General features: G+C 54.1%; 23 protein-coding genes. 16 read left to right on the top strand and 7 right to left on the bottom strand.

The annotated features are described in order from the left end of the window. Nucleotides 1-23 precede the first annotated feature (23 nt). A complete protein-coding gene (locus tag PUV54_RS05350; protein ID WP_274494555.1) occupies nucleotides 24-536 on the top strand; it encodes a DUF2975 domain-containing protein in 513 nt (170 codons plus the stop codon). Next, the gene (locus PUV54_RS05345) at nucleotides 537-746 is read left to right on the top strand and encodes a helix-turn-helix domain-containing protein (RefSeq protein ID WP_274494554.1); all 210 of its coding nucleotides are present in this window, start codon (nucleotides 537-539) and stop codon (nucleotides 744-746) included. Between the two features lie 340 nt (nucleotides 747-1086). Here PUV54_RS05345 and PUV54_RS05340 read toward each other — a convergent pair whose 3' ends face one another. After that, a complete protein-coding gene (locus tag PUV54_RS05340) occupies nucleotides 1087-2433 on the bottom strand; it encodes an MFS transporter (protein ID WP_274494553.1) in 1347 nt (448 codons plus the stop codon). An 89-nt stretch (nucleotides 2434-2522) separates the two neighbouring features. On the opposite strand from PUV54_RS05340, the gene PUV54_RS05335 reads away from it, so the two are divergent. From PUV54_RS05335 to PUV54_RS05320, 4 genes are all read left to right on the top strand, one after another. After that, entirely contained in the window at nucleotides 2523-3008 is a 486-nt protein-coding gene (locus PUV54_RS05335; RefSeq protein ID WP_274494552.1) for a GFA family protein, read from the top strand. A gap of 125 nt (nucleotides 3009-3133) precedes the next feature. Further along, complete coding sequence (locus PUV54_RS05330) at nucleotides 3134-4246, top strand: c-type cytochrome (protein WP_274494550.1); 1113 nt, start codon at nucleotides 3134-3136, stop codon at nucleotides 4244-4246. Between the two features lie 56 nt (nucleotides 4247-4302). Next, a complete protein-coding gene (gene rlmN / locus PUV54_RS05325; RefSeq protein WP_274494549.1) occupies nucleotides 4303-5445 on the top strand; it encodes a dual-specificity RNA methyltransferase RlmN in 1143 nt (380 codons plus the stop codon). A 147-nt stretch (nucleotides 5446-5592) separates the two neighbouring features. Continuing rightward, nucleotides 5593-6396 carry a cytidine/deoxycytidylate deaminase family protein gene (locus PUV54_RS05320; RefSeq protein ID WP_274494548.1) on the top strand — a complete coding sequence of 268 codons (804 nt, stop codon included), beginning with the start codon at nucleotides 5593-5595 and terminating at the stop codon, nucleotides 6394-6396. Between the two features lie 51 nt (nucleotides 6397-6447). Here the strand turns inward: PUV54_RS05320 and PUV54_RS05315 are convergent, their stop codons facing one another. Continuing rightward, complete coding sequence (locus PUV54_RS05315; RefSeq protein WP_274494547.1) at nucleotides 6448-6750, bottom strand: DUF1244 domain-containing protein; 303 nt, start codon at nucleotides 6748-6750, stop codon at nucleotides 6448-6450. A 57-nt stretch (nucleotides 6751-6807) separates the two neighbouring features. Between PUV54_RS05315 and arfB the strand changes: the two genes are divergently transcribed. From arfB to PUV54_RS05290, 5 genes are all read left to right on the top strand, one after another. Next, a complete protein-coding gene (gene arfB, locus PUV54_RS05310) occupies nucleotides 6808-7230 on the top strand; it encodes an alternative ribosome rescue aminoacyl-tRNA hydrolase ArfB (RefSeq protein WP_274494546.1) in 423 nt (140 codons plus the stop codon). Between the two features lie 106 nt (nucleotides 7231-7336). Next, nucleotides 7337-7903, top strand: coding sequence for a hypothetical protein (locus tag PUV54_RS05305; protein WP_274494545.1), 567 nt, complete (start codon nucleotides 7337-7339; stop codon nucleotides 7901-7903). A gap of 86 nt (nucleotides 7904-7989) precedes the next feature. Continuing rightward, complete coding sequence (locus tag PUV54_RS05300; protein WP_274494544.1) at nucleotides 7990-9507, top strand: M20/M25/M40 family metallo-hydrolase; 1518 nt, start codon at nucleotides 7990-7992, stop codon at nucleotides 9505-9507. 253 nt (nucleotides 9508-9760) lie between these two features. Further along, nucleotides 9761-10450, top strand: a complete 690-nt coding sequence (locus PUV54_RS05295) for a hypothetical protein (protein WP_274494543.1) — start codon at nucleotides 9761-9763, stop codon at nucleotides 10448-10450. 59 nt (nucleotides 10451-10509) lie between these two features. Beyond that, nucleotides 10510-11622, top strand: a complete 1113-nt coding sequence (locus tag PUV54_RS05290; RefSeq protein WP_274494542.1) for a glycerophosphodiester phosphodiesterase family protein — start codon at nucleotides 10510-10512, stop codon at nucleotides 11620-11622. 133 nt (nucleotides 11623-11755) lie between these two features. Here PUV54_RS05290 and PUV54_RS05285 read toward each other — a convergent pair whose 3' ends face one another. Beyond that, on the bottom strand, nucleotides 11756-13336 hold the full coding sequence (locus PUV54_RS05285; RefSeq protein ID WP_274494541.1) for an isocitrate lyase: 1581 nt from the start codon (nucleotides 13334-13336) through the stop codon (nucleotides 11756-11758). Nucleotides 13337-13481: 145 nt separating this feature from the next. On the opposite strand from PUV54_RS05285, the gene PUV54_RS05280 reads away from it, so the two are divergent. The 4 genes from PUV54_RS05280 (at nucleotide 13482) to PUV54_RS05265 (ending at nucleotide 18671) form a co-directional block, all read left to right on the top strand. Then, on the top strand, nucleotides 13482-14888 hold the full coding sequence (locus PUV54_RS05280; protein ID WP_274494540.1) for a helix-turn-helix domain-containing protein: 1407 nt from the start codon (nucleotides 13482-13484) through the stop codon (nucleotides 14886-14888). A gap of 233 nt (nucleotides 14889-15121) precedes the next feature. Next, on the top strand, nucleotides 15122-16987 hold the full coding sequence (locus PUV54_RS05275; RefSeq protein WP_274494539.1) for a DUF885 domain-containing protein: 1866 nt from the start codon (nucleotides 15122-15124) through the stop codon (nucleotides 16985-16987). Nucleotides 16988-17007: 20 nt separating this feature from the next. Beyond that, the gene (locus PUV54_RS05270) at nucleotides 17008-17832 is read left to right on the top strand and encodes a hypothetical protein (RefSeq protein ID WP_274494538.1); all 825 of its coding nucleotides are present in this window, start codon (nucleotides 17008-17010) and stop codon (nucleotides 17830-17832) included. Nucleotides 17833-17876: 44 nt separating this feature from the next. Continuing rightward, complete coding sequence (locus PUV54_RS05265) at nucleotides 17877-18671, top strand: glycosyltransferase family 2 protein (protein ID WP_274494537.1); 795 nt, start codon at nucleotides 17877-17879, stop codon at nucleotides 18669-18671. Nucleotides 18672-18687: 16 nt separating this feature from the next. Here PUV54_RS05265 and PUV54_RS05260 read toward each other — a convergent pair whose 3' ends face one another. The 4 genes from PUV54_RS05260 to PUV54_RS05245 form a co-directional block, all read right to left on the bottom strand. Further along, nucleotides 18688-19161, bottom strand: coding sequence for a CC0125/CC1285 family lipoprotein (locus PUV54_RS05260; protein ID WP_274494536.1), 474 nt, complete (start codon nucleotides 19159-19161; stop codon nucleotides 18688-18690). 70 nt (nucleotides 19162-19231) lie between these two features. Beyond that, the gene (gene ppk2 / locus PUV54_RS05255; RefSeq protein WP_274494535.1) at nucleotides 19232-20023 is read right to left on the bottom strand and encodes a polyphosphate kinase 2; all 792 of its coding nucleotides are present in this window, start codon (nucleotides 20021-20023) and stop codon (nucleotides 19232-19234) included. After that, nucleotides 20020-20952 (bottom strand): Hsp33 family molecular chaperone, encoded by a 933-nt coding sequence (locus PUV54_RS05250; protein WP_274494534.1) that lies wholly within the window; start codon nucleotides 20950-20952, stop codon nucleotides 20020-20022. The genes ppk2 and PUV54_RS05250 overlap by 4 nt, the downstream gene beginning before the upstream one ends. After that, on the bottom strand, nucleotides 20953-21819 hold the full coding sequence (locus PUV54_RS05245) for an ABC transporter permease (protein WP_274494532.1): 867 nt from the start codon (nucleotides 21817-21819) through the stop codon (nucleotides 20953-20955). 238 nt (nucleotides 21820-22057) lie between these two features. Between PUV54_RS05245 and PUV54_RS05240 the strand changes: the two genes are divergently transcribed. After that, the gene (locus PUV54_RS05240; protein ID WP_274494530.1) at nucleotides 22058-22561 is read left to right on the top strand and encodes a GcrA family cell cycle regulator; all 504 of its coding nucleotides are present in this window, start codon (nucleotides 22058-22060) and stop codon (nucleotides 22559-22561) included. Nucleotides 22562-22571 lie beyond the last annotated feature (10 nt).

Below are 22571 nucleotides of genomic sequence, written 5' to 3'. Positions count from 1 at the left end.
AGTCGACAATACGGAGTTCAGGCATGCGCGCGATAGGCAAAGGGTCGCTGGCGTCCATCCTTGCGGTGGGGCTGCATGTGACGCGGATCATTTTGTGGGTCGTTCTTTTCGGCGTCACCATCGCCATGATCGCGTTCCCGTTCGTACCGTTCGTAGCGGATATTTTCACCGACTCTGACAATGTGAGCATTAACGGCGGGTTTGAGATCGGCGAATATTTCGAAGTCACCCACGCATTTGTGAATACCGGCGTGATGCTGTTCGTGGTGAACCGGCTTCTGGAAATTCTGAAAACGCTCCGGTTCGGCTCTCCCTTCGTCAAGGAAAACGCCGACCGTTTCCGCACCGTCGGCTATGCGCTGTTGATCGGCGAGGGCGCGAAATTCGCCTTCGGCTTTTTGTCGCTCATTTTCGATACGGAAGTGGACATCGACATGTCGTTTCTCACCTGGCTGGCGATCATTGCTGTCCTGGTGCTGTCCGAAGTGTTCCGCGAAGGCGCGCGGATGAAAGATGAACAGGATCTCACGGTTTAAATGGGTATTTCCGTCAAACTCGACCGCGTGCTTTTGGAGCGCGGCATGTCTCTGACAGAGCTGTCAGAGCGGGTCGGGGTGACGATTGCAAACCTGTCGATCCTGAAGACGGGAAAAGCCAAGGCGATCCGTTTTTCGACGCTCGAAGCGATCTGCAAGGAGCTTGATTGCCAGCCGGGCGACATTCTGTTTTTTGACGAGGGTGAATAGCGCAGGGCCGCTTAAAAATTTCCGCACCAATAGGTTGATCCGGATGCGGAAAAATACCTCATTTCCGATGAAAATTTAAAGCAAACCCGCTTTTGGTGGACGGTTGTCCTCACACCTTGGTGGCGGCGTTATGATGTGTTTGATGTCAAATGTCAGACTTCAACCACGTGCGTGCGTTCGGGCTGTTGAAAGACGGCCCCTGCCGGTCAGCCCGGCTGAAACGCCCTGCGAGATTTATTGCGGCGTTGTACAACAATCGGCTGCAGGCCTTGCGTCAGGCCAAATCAAAGAGCGGCGGCGGGGATCAAAAAGCAGAAGTTGTACAACTTTCGGGCGCCGGTCAGCGATAGGGCGCTGGCGCAGCGCCGGTTTCGGCTGGCTGGTCTTCCGGCGGTGGCACGGCCCCGGCGACCGCGCGGCTTTTCCAGGCATAGACCAGCAACAAGCCCGCGAGCACGGTGGTGAAATAATAGGGCGCCTGCGGCGCGAAGCCGTAAAGCCAGAAGCCGATAATTGGCGAGAAAATAAATCCAGCCGCTCCGAACGCGTTCGCAAGGCCGATCGCCGCGCCCTGTTCATGCGGTTCGACGGCGATGGATGTCGCGGAGGTCGCAGCCGGAATGGCGAGCCCCGCCCCAAGGCCGGAGATCAACATGCCGGCGACAACGGGCCAGAGATCGCTCGTAAGCCAGATCAGGCAATGACCGGCGATCATCAATGCAGGCGCGATACGCATCAGCCGCGCCGGGGTCAGCCGAAACCGTTGCACGATCACGAGTTGCGCAAAGAGCGAGGCCATGGCCCCGGCGGTGAGGCCGATGCTCACATAACCGGGCGCCGTTTCCGTCGTGTAGCCAAGCCGGTCGATGAAATAGAACGCAATCGTCTGTATGGGGATCGCATTGACGATGCTGAATGCCAGCGCAAAGGCGAAGAAAGGAAGAAGGCGTTTGTCGCCAATGCGGATATCGGCGTAGGGCATGCGTTCCTTCGGGCCGGTGCGTTCGGGCAAAAAGGCGAAAACGGCAAGAGCCATTACTGCCGCCAGGATGGCGACGGCGAAAAAAGGCGCCGTCGGACCGATCAATATGGTGATCGCGCCAAAGCCCGGCCCCAGCATCGCGCCGAAACCAAACGCGGCGGTAAAACCGGCGATCCCGGCGGTTCGGTCCGTTCGGCTGGTGCGATCGGCGATATAGGCTTGCGCCGCCGGCGGGCCCGCCGAACCGATGATGCCGTAAAGCGAACGTGTCGCGATCATCAAAAGGTAAAGCGGCAGGCCGGAAAGCGCGCCGGCAATGCCGAACTGAATGGAGGACGCGAAAAGCGCCATGGAAAACGCAAGGCCCAACAGCCCGGTGAGAATGAACGGTTTGCGCCCGCGCGCGTCGCTTTGTTTTCCCCAGCGCGGACCGAGCAGCACCCAGGCTGTGGCGGATATCATAAAGATCGAGCCGACCTGAAAATTCGAGAGACCCAAATCGCGCGCAAGCGGCGGCAGTACGGAAAATACCACCGTCTGACCAATGCCGGCGCAGACTGCGCCCACCAGCAGCAATGCAATCGCAATGCGCCGCTGGCGCAGGGTTGTCACCGGTTGCGAAGATGGCTCGCTTGCTGTTTCGGTATGTTCTTGCGTGTTGATGGCGGGCTCCGTTGTCGGGATCGTCACAACACGCGCGCTCATGTTTTGCAATTGCAAAAGGCTGTGAATGTCTTTGCCAATGCGCGCACGCTCGATAAAGTGATGCGAGACAGAGCTACGGAGGCGCGCTGATGCAAGCTGAGGATGAATTTTCGGCGGATGGGGGCTGCGCCTGCGGTGCCGTGCGTTACCGGCTTACGGCGAAGCCATTATACGTTCACTGTTGCCACTGCCGCTGGTGTCAGCGCGAAAGCGGCGCGGCGTTCGCGATCAACGCGATGATAGAAACGTCCCGAGTGGAGGTGACGTCAGGGGCGACTAAGGCCGTTGATACGCCATCCGAAAGCGGGCGCGGCCAAAAAATACACCGCTGCCCGAAATGTTTCATCACTTTGTGGAGTCATTACGCCGGTGCTGGTGAGAAGATCGCTTTCGTCCGTGTAGGGAGTTTGGATGACCCGGACCTAATCCCGCCCGACATCCACATTTATACGTCTTCGAAACAGCCCTGGCTTGAGCTTTCGCATAACATACCGGCGGTGAAAGAATATTACAGCCGCAAGGACTACTGGCCCGAAGAAAGTATCGAGCGGGCGAGGCTGGCGAAAGAAAGTTGAACGCGCGATTGAGGGACAAACCGAACTCTCCGAGCGATGAAGCGAAGGCGGGGGTCGCGTGTGTTGCTTCACCCCGCAGTGACTTGCGCTTAAGGTCTGAAAAATTGCGGTAAGGGAAGCGTTAGATGAAACTGTGGTTGCGTATGGTTGGGGCGGCGTTGTGTGTTTTGACTTCGGCGTTGGTGACTGCGTCCGCGCAAACCTCATCCCCGCTCAGTGAACGCGATGCGGCGCGGGCGGCGGAAGATTATGAGCGCTATTGCGCGCTCTGCCATGGCCCCGAACGCGAAGGGTACGCGAACGATCACGCGCCTTCGCTAAAATCGGGCACGCTTTTATTTCCGGGCAACCGGCTCTTCCTGTTCCGGTCCATCGCCTATGGCCGGCCGGACACAGCCATGGCGGCTTATCGCGAAGAATCCGGCGGGCCTATGAGCAATCGCGAAATTTTCCGCATGGTTGACTGGCTGTACGCGCAAGAAGGCGTTGATCCGCGCTACGACGAAGACGGTAATGACGGGCAGTTGCCCTATATTCGCATCGAGGGAGATGTTGATCTCGGCCGTCAGGTTTATGCGCGCGAGTGTGCATCGTGCCATGGCGCAAGTGGCGAGGGCGGGACCGGCACGGCGCTTTCAAATCCTGTGATGCTGATATTCGCGTCCGACCTGTTCCTCAAACGAACTATCGAAGAAGGGCGGGAGAACACGCCCATGCTTGGTTTTAAAGACAAGCTGACGCCGGAGGAAATAGACGGCGTTACGGCTTTCCTGCGCAGCAAGGCAGGCGGCGCTGATCTTGAACAGCCGGGCGATAAAAACCCGCCGACCCCGGATGAATATGTGATTAACGCCGACGGCGCTGATCCGGAATTTACGCTGGAAGATGAAATCTATATTTCCTCTGAACAACTCAACCAGGCGCTGGAAGACAAGCGGCGGATGGTCATTCTCGATACGCGCGCGGCCTCATGGTGGCGCATGGGCCATATCGAGGGCGCCGTGCCGATCCCCTATTACAGCGACTTTGACGACATCATCGACGACCTGCCGCGCGATGTCTGGATTGTCGGCTATTGCGAATGTCCGCGTGCGCTTGCGGCCTACACCATCCGGCAGTTGCACGATCGCGGGTTCGAGAAAACCGCCGTCCTGTGGGAAGGCATTCAGGGCTGGGCGGGCCTTGGCTATCCGGTAATCCTTGGGCGGGCGGAAGAGCAGGAGGCCGAAGAGGAATAACCCTTCGGGTCGCGCCATGGACGGGGCGTATCCGAACGCTTATATCCCCGCCTGTTATGGCCACATTGGATCTCTCAGCTCGTCCCGCCGATAAGGGGCTTTCAAACCTTGCTGGATTAACCCGCGGCGAGCTTGCAGCGCTTATGGGCGAGACATTCGGGCTTGATGCGAAAAAGGCGCGCATGCGCGCCAGCCAGCTCTGGCGATGGATCTATCATTACGGGCAGACGGATTTTTCCGCCATGACCGACATTTCCAAGGACATGCGCGCGGGGCTGTCTGAGAAGTTTGTGGTCGCACGGCCGGAGGTCACCGAACGGCTCGTCTCCGTCGATGGCACGCGAAAATATCTGATCCGCCTTGGTCCGGGTACGGAAGTTGAGTGCGTCTTTATTCCCGATGTTGGCCGGGCCGGCGCGCTGTGCGTCTCGTCGCAGGTGGGCTGCACGCTTGCCTGCACCTTCTGTCATACGGGCACGCAAAAACTCGTCCGTAATCTGACGGCGGCTGAAATCGTCAATCAGGTGATGGCGGTGAAGGACGATCTGGAGGAGTGGCCTTCGGGCGGCGAGGGCCGGCGTCTTTCCAACATCGTTTTCATGGGCATGGGTGAGCCGCTCTATAATCTCGATAATGTATCGCAAGCGATTGACGTCATCTCCGACAATGAGGGGATTTCCCTGTCGCGGCGGCGCATCACCGTATCGACCTCAGGCGTCGTGCCGCAAATGCACCGGCTGGGTGAAGAAACTTCGGCGATGCTGGCGATCTCGCTGCACGCCACCAACGACAAGCTGCGCGACGAACTGGTGCCGATCAACCGCAAATACAACATTGCCGAGTTGATGGACGCCTGCCGCAATTATCCGGGCGCGTCGAACGCGCGACGGATCACGTTTGAATATGTGATGCTGAAGGGCGTCAACGACACTGACGCCGAAGCGCGCGAGCTGGTAAAGCTGCTGAAAGGCGTGCCGGCGAAGATCAATTTAATTCCCTTCAACCCGTGGCCCGGCGCGCCGTACGAATGTTCAAGCTGGGAGCGGATTGAGGGCTTCGCTGATATCCTTTCGCGTGCTGGTTACGCCTCGCCCATCCGCACGCCGCGCGGCCGCGATATTTTCGCCGCCTGCGGACAATTGAAGTCCGAGAGCGTGAAGAAGAGGGCGAGTGAGGCGAGGAAAGAGCGGACAGCTTAGGATTTGCAGCGCTAAAAACTTAAGCGCGAGTCGAAAGTGTGGATTCCGCGGGACCAATTTCATTGGCTTCTGGCGACCGGCTTTGCGCTAGCATGCTGATTTAGCTGAGGGTCAGCTGCGGCGGTAACGAAGGTAAGAATTAAAAGAATGACTAAGGCTTATTCAGATAGTGATTTTATGAAGATAGCCTTGAGCGAACTTTCAAAGTGCCAAGTTCACCCGAGGGTTGGAGCCGTTATTGCTGAGCATGGGATTCTTCTGTCGACAGGTTATCGAGGAGAAGTTGATGGTTTTCATGCAGAGCGAGTTGCAATTGAAAAACTCAAGAGTCGACAATTGAAAAATGCGACATTATTCACCACGTTAGAGCCTTGCGTCGAAATACATGAAGATCAAATCCAATCTTGTTCGGACCTCATAATCGAATCGAAGTTGCCGAAAGTAGTAATAGGCGTCTTGGATCCAAATGGTTCAATCTACTCGCAAGGTTATAGAAAACTTTTAGAAAATAAAATTAGCGTGGCGTTTTTCAATAGTAAGCTAAGGGCGGCGATTGAGGAGCAAACTTTCAGATATGGGCAAGTCGAGTTAGTTATAGGAAGCGGAAAAAGGCGCATACCAGTAGTACATAGCGGCACCAAATTAAAGGTACAATTCAGTCATGCTGATAACCGAAGCATAGAGATTAAATTTTCTAGCTTGCAGCCTGCTCATGGGTGCGTTGATCTTATTGCTGCGCAAGACGCAGTCAGAGTAGCATCAGATGTTGAAAATTTTAGTGATATTACAGAGCCGATGGTGTTTAGATTTCCTAGTCATTTTTCAAGAATGCGAAAAGGAATGATTTCAATAGTGAAACCAAACGACGTAAATTTTTGTCTTCTCGTTAAACTCTTAGAACTACACGAGAATGATATTATTGTTGAATGGCAAGTTAGGAATGAGCGTTAACCGCCCCAATTTGCTAATTTGTGATGAGAGTAAAGTTGATATAACAACACCCTACCCTTTCCGTCTCTTCTCAAACGCAGCCATCTGCTCCGGCGTCGCTTCCTTCTGGTGTTTCTCTTTCCACTCCGCATAAGGCATCCCATAAACGCGCTCGCGGGCTTCGTCTTTCGTCATAGTAACGCCTTCCGCTTCCGCTGCTTCGCGCTGCCAGTCGCCGAGACAGTTGCGGCAAAAATCCGCGAGGATCATCAGTTCGATATTCTGGACGTCAGGCCGGTTTTGAAGATGCGAGACCAGCCGTCTGAAGGTTGCGGCGTCGAGTTTTTCCTGAAGCTCCGGTGAAATATCAGTCATGGCGTCAGCCTTTCGAAATGCATTGTCGTGTCTGCGCGGCGAAGTGTATTGAGCCTCATGGCGATTTCAATCGGCGATATCAACATTCAGGACTGGGAGCTGGTTGAAACCTTCATCCGCGCCTCCGGCCCTGGCGGGCAGAATGTCAACAAGGTCGCCAGCGCCGTGCAGCTCAGGTTCGATGCGAAGAACTCGCCGTCATTGCCGCCATCCGTCAAAGCGCGCCTCAAATCCATTGCCGGCAGGCGGATGACCAAGGACGGCGTTCTTATAATAGAGGCGAAAAGGTTTCGCGATCAGGAGCGAAATCGCGAGGATGCGCGGTCCCGCCTCGCGGCGCTGATTGAGCGCGCCGCGACGCCGCCGAAACCGCGCCGGAAAACAAGGGTGCCAAAAAGCCAAAAGCGCAAACGTGTCGGCGACAAGCGAAAACGCAGCGAAATCAAGGCGAAACGCGCCCGTCCCAATCTTTCTGATTGATCACATGGCGCCGGGGCGGAACCATGTTAGTCGTGGCGCGATGAAGATTTAGCCACCGCCCCGGCCTGGCTGGGGTGCACACCGGAATAGAGGGAGATTAAGTTCCATGTTGAAGTCACTATTTGTCGCGTTCGGCGCAGTTGCGCTGATGACTGTAAATGCCGTCGCAGCTGACGCACCGCTTACGGAAGATCAGGCGAAACGGTTTGTTGAAAGCCTGCCGGCGCTGGATGCGCTTGGTGAGTCTCTGGAAGCCGACGGTAAGATGGATGAGTTGAAAATTGACCCAACTCCAAAAGCCGGCCAGGCGTTCAAGCCTTATTCGCAAGCTGTATCGGGTCTGAAAGAAAAGTACCCTTCCGATTACGCCAAGCTTGATAGCGCCGTGAAGCCGCACGGGTTTTCCGCATCGGAATGGGGGCTTGTCGGCGATCGTGTAATCACTGCTTACCTCGCTATCAAAATGGAAGAGGAAAACCCCCAAGCCATGGCGCAGATGCAGGCTATGGATAAATCCATGCTCGAAATGATGCCAAAAGAGATGCAGGACCAGTTCAATCAAGTGCTGGTGATGATGGAAACAATTGAAAATGTTTCGCCTGAAGACAGAGCAGCGGTTCAATCTGTCAAGGGCCAGCTTGACGAATACATGGAAGATAAGTCGCGCTCTTAGTAACAATATTGCGTTTTGTGATATAGGCCCGGACGTGCTTTGCTCGTCCGGGCTTTTTTTGGGAGGAAGAACAAGTGAAATATTTGATGGCTGGAATAGCGGCGCTTTCGTTAAGCGTTCAGCATGTTGCGGCGCAACCGCAAATCGAGACCGCGGTCGAGACGGCGCGGGAATGGCGCGAAGCTCATGGGGCGGAGATTGTGCGCGGATTTGCGCACCTGTTGTCGTTACCGAACGATGCGAAAGATGCGCCAAACATTAGACGTAACGCCGAATATATTTCAGGCTTGTTTTCCGAGCGCGGCTTTGAGATGGAGCTTCTGGAAGTCGAAGGCTCACCGCCGTTGATCTATGGGCTACGCGAGGCGCCGGGCGCGACGCGCACCATTGCAATTTACGTACACTATGACGGCCAGCCGGTGGAAGCAGCGAACTGGACCCATGGGCCGTATGAGGCGACGCTATATTCAGCGGCGATGACCGATGGCGGCGAAGTTATTCCGCTCCCTGAGGATGGCGATGAGATAGATGAAGACTGGCGTCTTTACGCGCGTTCCGCGAGTGACGACAAAGCGCCGATACCAGCGCTGCTCGCCGCTATTGATGCGCTAGATGAGGCTGGCATCGGATTTTCATCCAATATCAAGCTTGTCTTTGATGGTGAAGAGGAAGCTGGGTCGGACCATCTTGACGATTTTTTGAGCACCTACGCCGGCAAGTTTTCAGATATTGACCTCTGGCTGTTTTGCGACGGGCCAACCCACCAAAGCGGACTTCCGCAGCTTGTTTTTGGCGTGCGCGGCGTCACCGGGCTCGAACTGACCGTCTATGGCCCTAACCGTGGTCTGCACAGCGGTCATTATGGCAACTGGGCTCCGGGTCCAGGCTGGCGCTTGACCCAGTTGCTTGCAACCATGAAAGACGAAAAGGGGCGTGTGCGTATCAAGGATTTTTACAAATCCTCAGCGCCGGTTTCGGATGCTGAACGTGAGGCGATCGCCGCGGCGCCGCCTGTCGATGATCTCTTGCGTGAGACATTTGGCCTTGCTGAATCAGAAGACGACAACGCGTTATTGGGCGAACGTATGCTTATCCCCGCACTAAACCTGCTCGGGTTGAAAAGCGCCGAAGTAGGGCCGGCGGCGCGCAATGTCATTCCCCCCAGTGCGACAGCGGCAATTGGTGTGCGTCTGGTGAAAGGCAATGACCCGCAAGCAATGCTTGATCTTGTGGAAGCTCATATCAAAAAACAGGGCTATCATATTGTCCGCGAAGAGCCGGATGCAGCGACACGTACAGAATATCCGTTGATCGCAAAGATAACGCGCAGAGATGGCTATCCTGCTGTGAGAAGCAATATGAGTGATGAGCGTATAGCACCGTTGATTGGCGCGCTGCGCGTTGCTGCGGAAGATCTTATTTTAACGCCAAGTCTCGGCGGCTCATTGCCGCTTTATATGTTTGAAGTCAGTTCGGATGCGCCAATCGTGATCCTGCCGATTGCGAATTATGACAACAATCAGCACGCCGCTGACGAAAACATTCGCCTTGGCAATCTTTTCTACGGCATTGAGGCTTATGCAGCGGTTTTGACGATGGAATAAAGAGGAGCGCGCCCCCGAAAGAGTTGGTTACAAGGGGGATAATCAACCTCGAGGGCGCGCGGGAGGGCGTTTGGGTCTGGTTCCGCGCGCGCTCTGGGCGCCGAGCATCGCGTTTCCCCAAACCCGATCATTAAACGCTGTGTTTTTCATGTTCCGTTGCAGAAAAATCGAAAAAATTTTCGACGGATTTCATATAGCCGTGCGTTGAAAAACAGCACTTATTGTATTTTCCTGGCAAAAAGAGAGTTTTTCGATGTTTGCACGATCCGTTCTTTTGATCAGTCTCGCCTTATGCGCGGCTGCGTGCGCTGGTTCCGGCAAGCGCGGACCTGGCCAAGGTCAAAGGCCAAGCGCAAGTATCCAGCAGCCATCTTCACTATTGGCAAAGGCGCGCACTGTGCAGGGGCGGCAGGGTTGTGCGAAGGCGGCTCCGACCTATCGTATCGTTGCAAGCTACGGGGAAGGCTACGAAATCGCGCAGTATGAACTTGGCGCTTGCCTCATGGAAATGGAGGGGGCTGGCGCGCAGGAAACAGTGCTATTCCGCGAAGAAGGGCTTTTCTGGTTAAAGCGCGCCGCTTGGGCGGGCGATCCACGAGCGCAATTGAAACTGACGCAAGTTTTGAGCGGCGTTCCCGCATACGCCGTCTCTCATGTGGCCGTCGATCCGCTCAGTGCAATGACATGGGCGGAGATTTACGACGCGAATGGCGTGCGTGAAACCTATGGGTTGCAGCCTGTCGGTCCGGTCGTGCTGGAAAAGTTACATGCAGCGCTTGATCAAAATGAGCTGCAGCGCGCGCGCAAAGAAGCGGCAGGGTTCACGAAAATTTCCCTGGATGAGTTCGTGCCGCCTGTAGGCGATCGTGCCGGGCAAGGCGGCCAGCGCCCGCAAAGCGGTCAAGCTGGAGGTGGCCGGCCGGAAGGAAGGCGCCGCCGCTAGGGTCTTGATCGGCTCTGTTTCTCGTGCGCAATGTTTTCCGGGACGAGAGAGGGACGATCATGAATTATCTGCAAATACCTGTCATTTTAGTAGTGTTGTTGATAGCCGGTGCTTGCGCCAATCAAAGCGCTGACAACGAAGCGGAAAATTCTGAAATGAAGTGGGCGACGCTTGACGGGTCGTCGCCCTTGGTGATCGCGCATCGCGGCGCCAGCGGCTATCTGCCCGAGCATACGATAGAGGCCTATGACCTCGCTATCGAACAGGGAGCCGACGTGATCGAGCCCGATCTTGTCTTCACCAAGGACGGTGTGCTGGTGGCGCGCCACGACAGGTATCTATCAACGACGACGAACGTCTCCGATCATCCTGAATTTGCAGATCGTAAAAAGCCAAACGCTGATCCGAACGGCGAGGCGCGTGATGACTGGTGGGTTGAGGATTTTACTTTAGCGGAGCTCAAAACCTTACGCGCCAGACAACCTTTTCCCGGCCGATCAAAAGAGTTCGACGACCTCTATGAGATTCCAACATTTAAAGAGATGCTTTCGCATGTTTCAATGCGCGCTGCTGATATCAGCCGGCCTGTGGGCGTTTATCCGGAAACGAAGCATCCGGGTTACTTTGAAAGCATCGGCATGGACTTCGAAGAACCGCTGCTGGCGGCGCTTGATACTTTCGATGCCGGTCCGGTTTTCATCCAGTCATTTGAGCCGGAAATTCTGAAGCGGCTGAATGGCAAAACCGACGCTAAACTGGTGCAGCTTGTCTATGAGGAAACGCCGGGCGCCGGTCCGAATATTCCGCTGGCGGAGATTGTCGAATATGCGGATGGGTTTGGCCCTGCTAAGGATATTGTTTTTAATCGAGCCGGAGAATCGGCTGAGCTTCTTACTGAAGCGCATATGTTAAGTCTTGTAGTGCATACATGGACATTTAGGGATGATGTGCGAAATGAAAATATACCTTATACAATCGAAGGCACGGTTCAGCTAAACGGCTCAAATTCCACTGTATTGGATCATGCCGACGAAAGGTCAGAAGGTAACCTCACAATGGGTGATCTGGTTGATGAAATAGCCCAGGAGTATGAACTGTTTTTCTCTTTGGGTATTGACGGCGTTTTCACTGATTTCCCCGATACTGCGGTTAAAGTGCGCGACGATAAATAAAAACGCCGCCACAAACCGAAGTTTGCAGCGGCGTTCAATGCGGCGCTTCCTCCCTGTAAAAAGCGCCCAAGGCTTGAGCGGTTTTGGTGAAAACGTTCAACGCATGGTTGACGTTAACCGCCCAAACCAGGTCTTAACCAAACTGGTTCATTGTGTTGTCTTTGCCGCCGGCTTTCAGGGCCGCTTCACCGGCGAAATACCCCTTGTGATCATCGCCAATATCCGAGCCCGCCATGTTCTGGTGTTTGACGCAGGCGACGGCTTGGCGGATTTCCTCGCGCTGCACGTTCTTGACGTAGCCAAGCATGGCGTCTTCGCCGAAATAGCGCTTGGCGAGGTTGTCCGTTGAAAGCGCCGCCGTGTGATAGGTCGGCAGCGTGATCAAATGATGGAAAATGCTGGCGCGCTTCGATGCGTCACGCTGGAACGACTGAATTTTCTTGTCAGCTTCCAGCGCCAGCGCTGTATCGTCATACTCAACGCTCATCAGTTTATCGCGATCATAGGCTGAGACGTCTTTTCCATCCTGCTTCCAGGCGTCGAAAACCTGCTGGCGGAAATTCAACGTCCAGTTGAATGACGGTGAGTTGTTGTAGACAAGCTTTGCATTCGGCACTGCCTCGCGAACGCGATCGACCATCCCGGCGATCTGTTCAACGTGTGGTTTCTCTGTCTCGATCCACAACAGGTCCGCGCCATGCTGCAGCGAGGTGATGCAATCAAGAACGCAGCGGTCTTCGCCGGTGCCCTTACGGAACTGGAAAAGGTTTGAGCGCAAGCGTTTTGGACGCATCAGCTTGCCATCGCGGGTGATCAGCACGTCACCGTTGCCGATGTCGTCGGCAGAAACCTCGTCGCAATCTAGGAAAGAATTATACTGATCGCCAAGATCGCCCGGCTTTTCGCTGTATGCGATCTGTTTGGTGAGGCCGGCGCCAAGTGAGTCCGTGCGAGCGACGATAACACCGTCTTCAACGCCAAGTTCGAGAAAAGCGTAGCGGCAAGCGCGAATCTTCGCGAGGAAGTCTTCGTGTGGAACGGTAACCTTGCCGTCCTGATGGCCACACTGTTTTTCATCCGAAACCTGGTTTTCAATCTGAAGGGCGCATGCGCCGGCTTCGATCATTTTCTTTGCAAGAAGGTAGGTTGCTTCCGCGTTGCCGAAACCGGCGTCGATATCGGCGATAATCGGCACCACATGAGTCTGATAATTATCGATCTTGCTTTGAATCTCAGTCTGTTTCGCGCTGTCGTTCGCAGCGCGGGCCGCATCGAGATCTCGGAATAAAAGTCCTAGCTCACGCGCATCGGCCTGCTTAATGAATGTGTATAGTTCTTCGATCAGGGCGGGCACAGACGTTTTTTCGTGCATAGACTGGTCGGGAAGTGGCCCGAATTCGGAACGCAATGCGGCAACCATCCAGCCTGAAAGGTAAAGATATCTTCCTTTGGTCGCGCCAAAGTGTTTCTTGATGGAGATCATCTTTTGCTGAGCGACAAATCCGTGCCAGCATCCAAGGGACTGCGTGTATGCGGCCGGGTCGGCGTCATAGGCGGCCATGTCGTCTCGCATGATCCTGGCGCAATATTTCGCGATATCAAGACCGGTAGGAAAGCGGTTTTGCGCACGCATGCGGGAGACGGCCTCTGCGTCAATCCCCGGAAAGCTTTTGGCAGGTTGAAGAGAAGTCGTTGGAAAATCTTCAAAAGGCATTGTGTTGGTCCTGATTAAAAACTGTGACTAGGCCAATAACTATGCCGATTAAGCAGATGCCGCAGCTGCGAAAGCGTGCAGGTGTATATATTTACGAATTTTCAGTGTAAATATGTAAAGAATATTACAAACGGGTAGAATATTCATGAGTACGGACCGAAGCACGTTTTTAGGGCCCAGGTTGCGCCGGTTGAGGCGCGGGCTAGGGCTAACGCAAGCGGCTATGGCGAAAGATCTGGATGTATCTGCATCCTACATTGCGCTCATAGAGCGAAACCACCGTCCTTTGTCTGCGGAACTGCTGATCCGCCTGGCGGAAATCTATGACATCGAAATTGCCGCTTTCGCGGGCGCTGAGGATCGGACCGTTTCGCAACTTCAGGCCGCCCTTGGCGATCCGGTTTTTTCAAACTTTTCAATCGAACGCGAAGATATTCGTGACCTGACAGCGACGAACCCTGCGCTTGGGGATGCGGTCGCAGCCCTATACGGTGCATATCGCGCGAGTCAAAACGCTGTCATGGAGGCGCGGGCGGGCGGCGATGTTGCAAATGACCCGCTGGAAGAGGCGCGTGAATTCATTAGCCGAGAACGGAATTACTTTCCCGCACTGGATCAGGCTGGTGAGGAAACCGCTATCGCGCTGGGCGCAAAAAAAACCGGCCAATATGAAGCGCTGGCCCAACGGTTTCAGGATCGGCACGGTCTGAAGGTTCGCGTTCTTCCTGACGACATCATGGTTGGCGCCTACAGAAGAAATGACCGCCACCGAAAGCAGGTCATGGTTTCTGAGTTACTGGATCATGCAAGTCGTGTGTTTCAACTGTCGTTGCAACTTGCTCTGCTTGAGGGCGAGGAATTGCTTGATGAGGCGGTAAGCCGCGCTGCATTTGAAACAGATGCCGGCAAACGACTAACGCGCGCAGCGCTTGCAAATTATTACGCCGCCGCGATCATGCTGCCCTATGGCAAGTTTCGCCGATCTGCGGAAGAGCTTCAGTATGATGTTGAGGCGCTAGGCCGGCGTTTCGGCGCCAGTTTTGAGCAAGTCTGCCACCGATTAACAACGTTGCAAAAAACAGGTGAGGAAGGCATCCCGTTTTTCTTCTTGCGCTTTGATGCGGCGGGCAATGTTTCAAAACGGTTCTCAGGCGGCGTTTTTCCGTTTGCGCGGTACGGTGGTTCATGCCCTATCTGGAATATACACCAAACTTTTCGAACGCCGCGCAAGATTCTCACTCAATTCGTACAGCTACCTGACGGCGGCACGTATTTTTCAATTGCACGAACTGTCCATGGCGGTGTGGGTGGGTTTGGTGCGCAGAGCGCTGAACGCGCTGTCGCGCTCGGATGTGACAGTAAGTATGCTGATCGATTGATCTACGCGCAGCACAGAACGCCAGATGCAGTGGCGCACGCCGAGATCGGCGTTACTTGCCGGTTATGTTCGAGGCCGGCTTGCGCGGCGCGAGCACACCCGCCCCTTGAGCGGCGCTTGATAATTGACGAATACAGACGCTTTGCGGCGCCGTTTAGTTTCGCATTTGACTAAAGGAATAACGTTATAGCGGGTTGGCAAGACGCCTGTCATTGCTGACGTCAGGCCTAACTTTTAGAGGTCGCTCATCAGAATGACCTAACAAGACAGTAATGTGGTTATCGAGTGCTTGGTTGTGCGGGGAGGCAATGACATACCAAATCGTGAGAGTTGCAGTGTCACGGTAAATTTCCTAGCCTGCCCGCAAGCCATCGGGGCAAAGCTATCCAACAAACGGAGAAGGTAATATGACCGTTACGCTACGGAACCTGGTTTATATGTCCGCGGCGGTGATTTCGCTGGCGGCGGCATGCGATAGCGGAACCACCACAGCCGGCGCCAACACTCCCGTCACGCCGTCAGAGGAGGAAGCTGGTGAGAACCAGAGCCAAGCCATCAATCAATGGTTCGAAGATGAGTTTGAACGGCAGGTGGCGCGCTCGCCCCAGACCCAAACGTTCCTTGGGCGAAAGACAAATTATGATCAGTGGAACACGGCGACAGACGAATTCGAGCAGGAATCGCACCGCCTGGAAATGGCGGCGCTGGCGGAAATGCGTCAACGTTTTGATATAGAAAACCTCGATCCTTCGGCGCAGCTCTCTTATCGTCTCGCGGAGTATGAGGGTGAGATGGCCGATCGCCGCTTTCCCTTCCGCAATCATTGGTACCAGTTCAGCCACTTCCGCGGGCCACACACGAGCGTACCTACCTTCATGGCGAATAATCACCGGGTCGATAGTCTCGAAGATGCGCAGGCCTATATCGCAAGACTGGAAGGGGTTCAGGAATATTTAGCGCAGCACGAGGGCATCGCCCGGCAGCAATATGAAGACGGCATATTTCCTCCTAAATGGTCTTTTGAAAAGATGATCGTCACTTCACGGAATATTATTTCCGGAGCGCCGTTTGATGACAGCACTGAGCCGTCAGCGATGATGGCTGATCTTGAGAGAAAAATCGGCGGCCTTGATATTTCGGACGAGGAAAAAGAAGCCCTCATGGTGCGTGGTGTTGCGGCGCTGGAAAATTCCGTAAAGCCTGCCTACGAATCCCTCATCGCTATGTTTGAAGAGCAGACGGCGATAGTCTCCAATGATGACGGTGCTTGGAAATTGCCAGACGGCGACGAATATTACGCGCTTCAGCTAGAGGCGATGACGACAACGAATATGGGCGCCGAGGAGATACACAATCTCGGTCTGTCGGAAATCGATCGCATCCATGCTGAAATGAACGCCATCAAGGAAAACGTCGGTTTTGAAGGCAGCCTTCAGGACTTCTTTGTTTATCTCAGAACCGATCCGGACGGTCGGTTTTCTTATCCCAACACGGACGAAGGCAGGGCAGCTTATCTCGCGGAAGCGACGGCGATTATCGATAATATGCGCGAGCGACTCGATGAGCTTTTCTACACTTTCCCAAAGGCCGAGTTGGAAGTGCGCCGTGTTGAACCATTCCGCGAGCAAGCTGCCGGCAAAGGTTTCTATCAGCGTCCTGCGCCGAACGGCTCTCGCCCAGGCATCTTCTACGCCAATCTCTACAACACCGCGAACATGCCGACATATCAGATGGAAGCGCTCGCCTATCACGAAGGCATTCCGGGCCATCATATGCAGATCGCAATTGCTCAGGAGCTGGAAGATGTCCCGAGCTTCAGGAAATTTGGCGGGTTCACTGCTTATTCCGAAGGGTGGGGGCTTTATTCAGAGTTTATCCCAAAGGAAATGGGGCTTTACGAAGATCCATATTCGGACTTTGGACGCCTTGCCATGGAGCTTTGGCGGGCAGCGCGACTCGTCGTTGATACAGGCATACATCATAAAAAATGGACTCGCGAAGAGGCGATTGATTATCTTCTCGAAAACACGCCCAACCCCGAAGGGGACTGCATCAATGCGATTGAGCGATATGTAGTCATGCCCGGTCAAGCGACAGCGTATAAGATAGGCATGATAAAAATTCTTGAACTTCGCGGGCGCGCCGAAGCGGCGCTTGGCGATAATTTCGACATTCGTGCATTTCATGACGTTATTCTGAAAGACGGTCCAGTGCCGATGGCCATCCTTGAAGAGACTGTGAATGCGTGGATCACGGAGGTGCGGGCTGGTTAACAATTGAAGCGTTACTGCGAATGAAAAAAGCCACTTTCTTTGTCATGCTCTTCGCCTCGGGGGCCTGCGTTACGCCGCAGGTCTCTGGGCCCATAGAAACGTCAATTTCTGAAATTCAGAAAAATCCCCGGACATGGGACGGCAAGGTTGTGCGGGTTACTGGCACCTTTGATGAGTGTATTTCATATACGTGCGAGTTTTGTGAAAGGGAAGAACACGTTAGCAAACCTGGCGATCCTGGTAGTCACTGCATGCGAGTTTCTTTCCACAGTGATCAGGAGAGGATGGCCCCAGAAAGATTTGCTCAGTATGCGTATGGGGCTCATTTCTCTGTTGAAGGCGCTTATGAAACACTGGCTAGGTTTACGACATCCACCATAGAAGCAGTGTATGATGCATCATGCACAGGTACTTCTTTGCAAGATGATATTATTGTTATGTGCACTGATCGTGCGTCGGAGCTTGAGCAAGCAAGAATAATCAAGACACATTTCCGTCGACCGACCGTTGGTGGTGTCATTAATGCTTACGGTATCGATCCGTTGGGAATTCCAGACGATGAAACTGTCTCGGCCATAAGCGAAGCGTTTCAAGAGCAATCTTCAGTCTTTGATGAGGAAAACATTTTGCCTGATTTCGTATATACATACCGTGCAGACTCAGAAATGCTTGACGGTGCCGAGATCGATGCTGTCGGAGGGGCGTGCATTTGTTTAGTTGAGGAGTGCGCAGACTCGGACTGGCCAAAACGGGAAGGCGACATATGGCTTGACACGCCTTCGAACCATTACCGCTGTTGGTATGCGGAATTGGTCGATGGCGTTTGGCGATTTCCCATACAATAGACAGCACCTTCCGGCGGGCTGCGGATTAGGCTACTTGCCATTGCATGACTGCTTCTAATTTGAAACCTCCTATTTCCGCCTATATTCGCACCCTCAATGAAGAGCGGATGATCGGTGAGGTAGTGCGCGCTGCGTTGCAGGTCGTACAGGAAGTCATCGTCATCGATTCCGGCTCGACGGACCGGACGATTGAGATCGCAGAAGACGCCGGCGCGCGGGTTATCCATCATGAATGGCTTGGCAACGGTCATCAAAAACGGCTGGCGGAAGATGCTTGCGCCAATGACTGGCTGTTAGATCTTGACGCCGACGAGCTTATCTCTTCGGCATTAGCTGCGGAGATTGCCGCGAAGTTCCGTAATGGCGAGCCGGAACAAAAAATCTATATGACGCCATTGGCGCTGGCGCCCCCGGTGGGCAGGCCCTGGCGTGATTTCGGTCTGCAGAAGCGCCATAAACTTTACGATCGCCGCGTCGTTCGTGCGCCGTCGCATAAAGCTTGGGATCAATTCGATATTCCATCGGGCGTTAATTTGGGCAGGTTAAATGAGCCGATTCTGCACCACGCTTTTACCGGCGCAGAGCAATTCATTGCCAAGGTGAACCGCAATTCCTCAGTGCGTGCACAAGCCCTGCCGTTAAAATCGAAACCGTATCTCGCCTTGAGAATTCTATTCGGCCTGCCTGTATATTTTTCAAAGAAGTATTTTCTGCAGCAATATTTTCGCGGCGGCGTCTATGGTTTTGCGCTCGCTATGGTGTCCGGGTACGGGCGCTGGATGCGCGATGTAAAAATGTGGGAGCGCGCGAGCAAAAATCCGCACGCTCCCGAACTTTGACTCACTGGTTGGAAAGTTAATATCGTGTCCGTCCGCGGGTGTAATCCAGCGCATCACGTGCGTCGTAAACGCTGGCGCTTCGCGGCGGCGGGTTGTTGCCCATCACAATCTCAACGACTGCGACTGCTTCATCGTCATAGCGGGAGTCATATCGTGGGTAATCGTTATATCGGTCGTTGTATGTACGGAAAGACTCATAACGATCAAAGTCATCATCGCGGAACATGCGGTTACGGCTGATGACCTGAAACCAGTCATAGCGCTGGCTGAGTGTTAGTTCAGCAGCGCGGCGCAACGCCCAGTCCTGAGCGAGGCGTAAGTCACCATTGTCAACGCGATATTGTACGCGGTAACGATTGTCGTCGATGCGCGTTTCAGAATACCCGTCATCATATTGTGAGCTTGCGCGTTCATATACGGGCCCATAAGCGCCTGTTGCACAGCCTGCAGTGGCCAATGCTAGCGCAGCAATCATTGCTTTCGCTTTCATGACATAGTCCTCCTGTTTTTAAGGTAACAGAAGGCAATGGAATTGGTTCCAAGTTGGGAAAAGCGCCTGTTTAGCTGTCCGGATAGTAATCTTTGACACAATTAAGGGCGTCAAGAGCCGGTTCTTTATAGTCACTATCTTCAATCTTCGGGCGCGGCGGCAGTGTTATAGGATCAAAAGCGTCTTTGTTGAATTCGTAAGGAACGCGGTCGAGGATCGCCCGGATAATATTGAGCCGCGCTTTTTCCTTGTCGTTACCATCAACCACAAGCCATGGCGCGTCTTGCGTGGAAGTTCGTTCAAACATTTTGTCACGATAACGCGTGAACTCGATCCACAGATCTCGGGCTTTCAAGTCAATCGGTGAAAGTTTCCAGCGTTTGCGCGGATCGGTAGCGCGATCCTGAAAGCGCGCTTCCTGTTCCTCGGGCGAAACGTGGATCCAGAATTTTATGAGGATCAAGCCGCTGTCGATAAGCATCTTTTCAAACATGGGAACTTCGCGCATGAAAGTTTCATGTTCTTCCGGCGAGCAAAAACCCATCACCGGTTCAATCACGGCTCGATTGTACCATGAGCGGTCAAAAAGAACGATTTCTCCGCCCGCCGGCAGGTGCGCAACATAGCGTTCGAAATACCATTGCGTGCGTTCGCGATCGGATGGTTTGGGTAAAGCGGCGATGCGCCAGATGCGCGCATTCATACGGCGCATGATGGTTTTTATGGCGCCGCCCTTGCCTGCTGCATCGCGCCCCTCAAAGACAATGGCGAGCTTCAACCCTTTTCGGGAAACCGTTTCCTGGAGTTTTGCGAGCTCAAACTCAAGGTCTTCCAATTCTTTTTTGAAGCGTTTCTTTTTCATCGATGTTGGTCCGCTTGTGGTGCGCCATCAGGGGAGAATTTATAATCTTTGCGGCAGAACTCACAAGAAACCGTAATGGCGCCGTCCTCCACCATGTCGCTTAAGTCTTCCTTCGAATATCTCGACAAGACGGCGGTGATTTTTTCCTGATTGCAACTGCATTCATGGCGTACCGGCAGCGGGTCAAAAACGCGAACACCATCCTCGTGAAACAGCCTATAGAGTAAAGTCTCGGCACTAATGGAAGGATCCAGCAGTTCATCTGCTTGCACTGTTTCGAGAAAGGCAGCGGCACGATCCCAGATTTCGCGCTCGTCAGCGGTTTGCAGGGCGGCTTCGCCACGTTCCCTGATCCCGCCTTCGCCAGGAACAAATTGCGCCATCACACCGCCGGCGCGCCAGGTTTCAGATTCGCCGGGTTTCGATACCTTCCCGACTGCAAGTTTTATGGCTGTAGGGATCTGTTCGGACTGATCAAAGTAAGCGACTGCCGCTTCCGCAAGCGTTTCCCCTTCGATTGGCGTGACGCCCTGGTAGCGGTCCATGTCCGATCCTTGATCTATGGTCATCACGATCGATCCGGCGCCGAGAAGCTGGCGGGGTGTTGCCGTGTTTAACGCAACGGCCGCATCATTGACCTTTGCGGTTGCCCGTACTGTGCCGTTGGCGGAATAATCAGCAACGACGAGCGGTGTAATGCCGTCACCCTGCGCTTGAAAAATCAGTTTTCCGTCAAATTTCAGCGCTGCGCCCATCATGGCGACGAGCGCGACTGTTTCACCAACGAGTTCGGAAACGGGATCAGGAAATGCGTGCGCGTCCAGGATGTCATCTATGGCGCCGGCGAGCCTGACAATTCGTCCGCGCACAGCGGTATCGGCCACTTGAAAGGGCACAATTAGATCTTCAGGGTACGCTTCGTCAGTCATCTATTCTTTGATTTTATACCCAGTCCGGAGCATCAGATACGCGATAGCGGAAAATAGTATTGCGAAAAAAACCGTGATTCCAATACCGATGCTCATTGGCGCTTCGGCCACGCCGGTAAACCCTGAGCGGAAACCGTCAATCATATAATAGACTGGGTTGTAATGGCTGATCGTGCGAAATGGTTCGGGCAGGCGCTCTATCGAATAGAACGTGCCCGACAAAAATGTCAGCGGTGTGATCACAAAGTTCGTTACGGCGGCCATCTGATCAAACTTGTCCGCCCATATCCCACCGATGACGCCAATCGCGGCGAAAATAATCGCAGCGATAAGAGAAAAGTACAGTATTGCCGATACAGCTTGGACTTGCATTGGCGTCCCGATGGCGAACATGAAAGATGCACAAGTGACAGCAGTCACAAAGCCGACCAGAAGCCCGCGCGTCGCCGCCCCGGCAATAAACGCAACAGCGATTTCCGCTGCTGAAAGCGGCGGCATCAGCACATCGACAATTGATCCTTGAACTTTTGAAATGATCAATGATGACGCGGAGTTTGTGAATGCATTCGTCAGTACCGCCATCATGATCAGGCCTGGCGCGAGAAACTCAACAAACGGCACGCCGTTAATGTCGGGGCGCGAGTCTGCAAAAGCCTGCGTAAAGACGATCAGGAACAGGAGCGTTGAGATAACCGGCGCAACAACGGTCTGGAAAATAACTTTCAGGAACCGCCGGACTTCCTTTGCATAAAGGGTCCAAAGGCCAAGCCAGTTCACGCGTCCGAAACGGCGTGCGCCGAAATTGGCGTCGGCGCTTTTTGATGACGGCTCATGACCAACGGGTTGGGCGGTGTCGATGACAGACATGACAATTTCCGGTTGCTGCAATGCAACGATGTGTGCCCGCTGATGGGCATCCGTCAAGCCTGACGGGTTATCAACATATGGTGGGCAAAAATTTGTTTAGGCGCCATGTTGTGTTTCTGATCTTATTGGATACTATATTTAGACGCTGTAGGGACAGCGGATATTCACGGCACAAAATATTGTGAAGCACATCCATGCGGCAGGCGCAATCCCGATAGATACGAAGGAGATGGTCGAAATGGCTTGGACAGATGAGCGGGTGGAGCTTTTGAAGACCTTGTGGGCGGAGGGGCTCTCGGCCGCCCAAATCGCGAACAAAATGGGCGGCGTTACAAGGAACGCGGTCATCGGGAAAGTGCATCGATTAGGGCTTTCTGGTCGCGCGACGCCAGCAAAGCCTCAGCGCGGCTGTGCTCCTACTGCGGTCAGGAAAGAAGAGACCGTCGTGAAACCCGAGCGCGCTGAGTTGCGGCCCGTTATTCCAGAGCCGGACAGCATCGCGCCGCTGGTTTTGGATTCTGGTGATAAAACCACGGTCAATACGATCAAGAACAATATGTGCAAGTGGCCAATCGGTGACCCGGCGAAAGATGATTTCCACTTTTGCGGTCAGCCCGCCATGGTTGGAAAGTCATATTGCTCGCATCATGCCCGGATGGCGTTTCAACCGCCGCAGCGCCGTGATCGGACTGAAGTCAGACGGCCTGCTGCGCAACTCGAACGGCGCCGCGCAGCAGGATAACTTTTCTAAA

Origin of the sequence: Hyphococcus flavus (assembly GCF_028748065.1) — a bacterium.
GTDB lineage: Bacteria > Pseudomonadota > Alphaproteobacteria > Caulobacterales > Parvularculaceae > Hyphococcus > Hyphococcus flavus.
The sequence above is the reverse complement of the archived record's forward strand: the minus strand, read 5'-3'. Positions and strand labels throughout refer to the sequence as shown.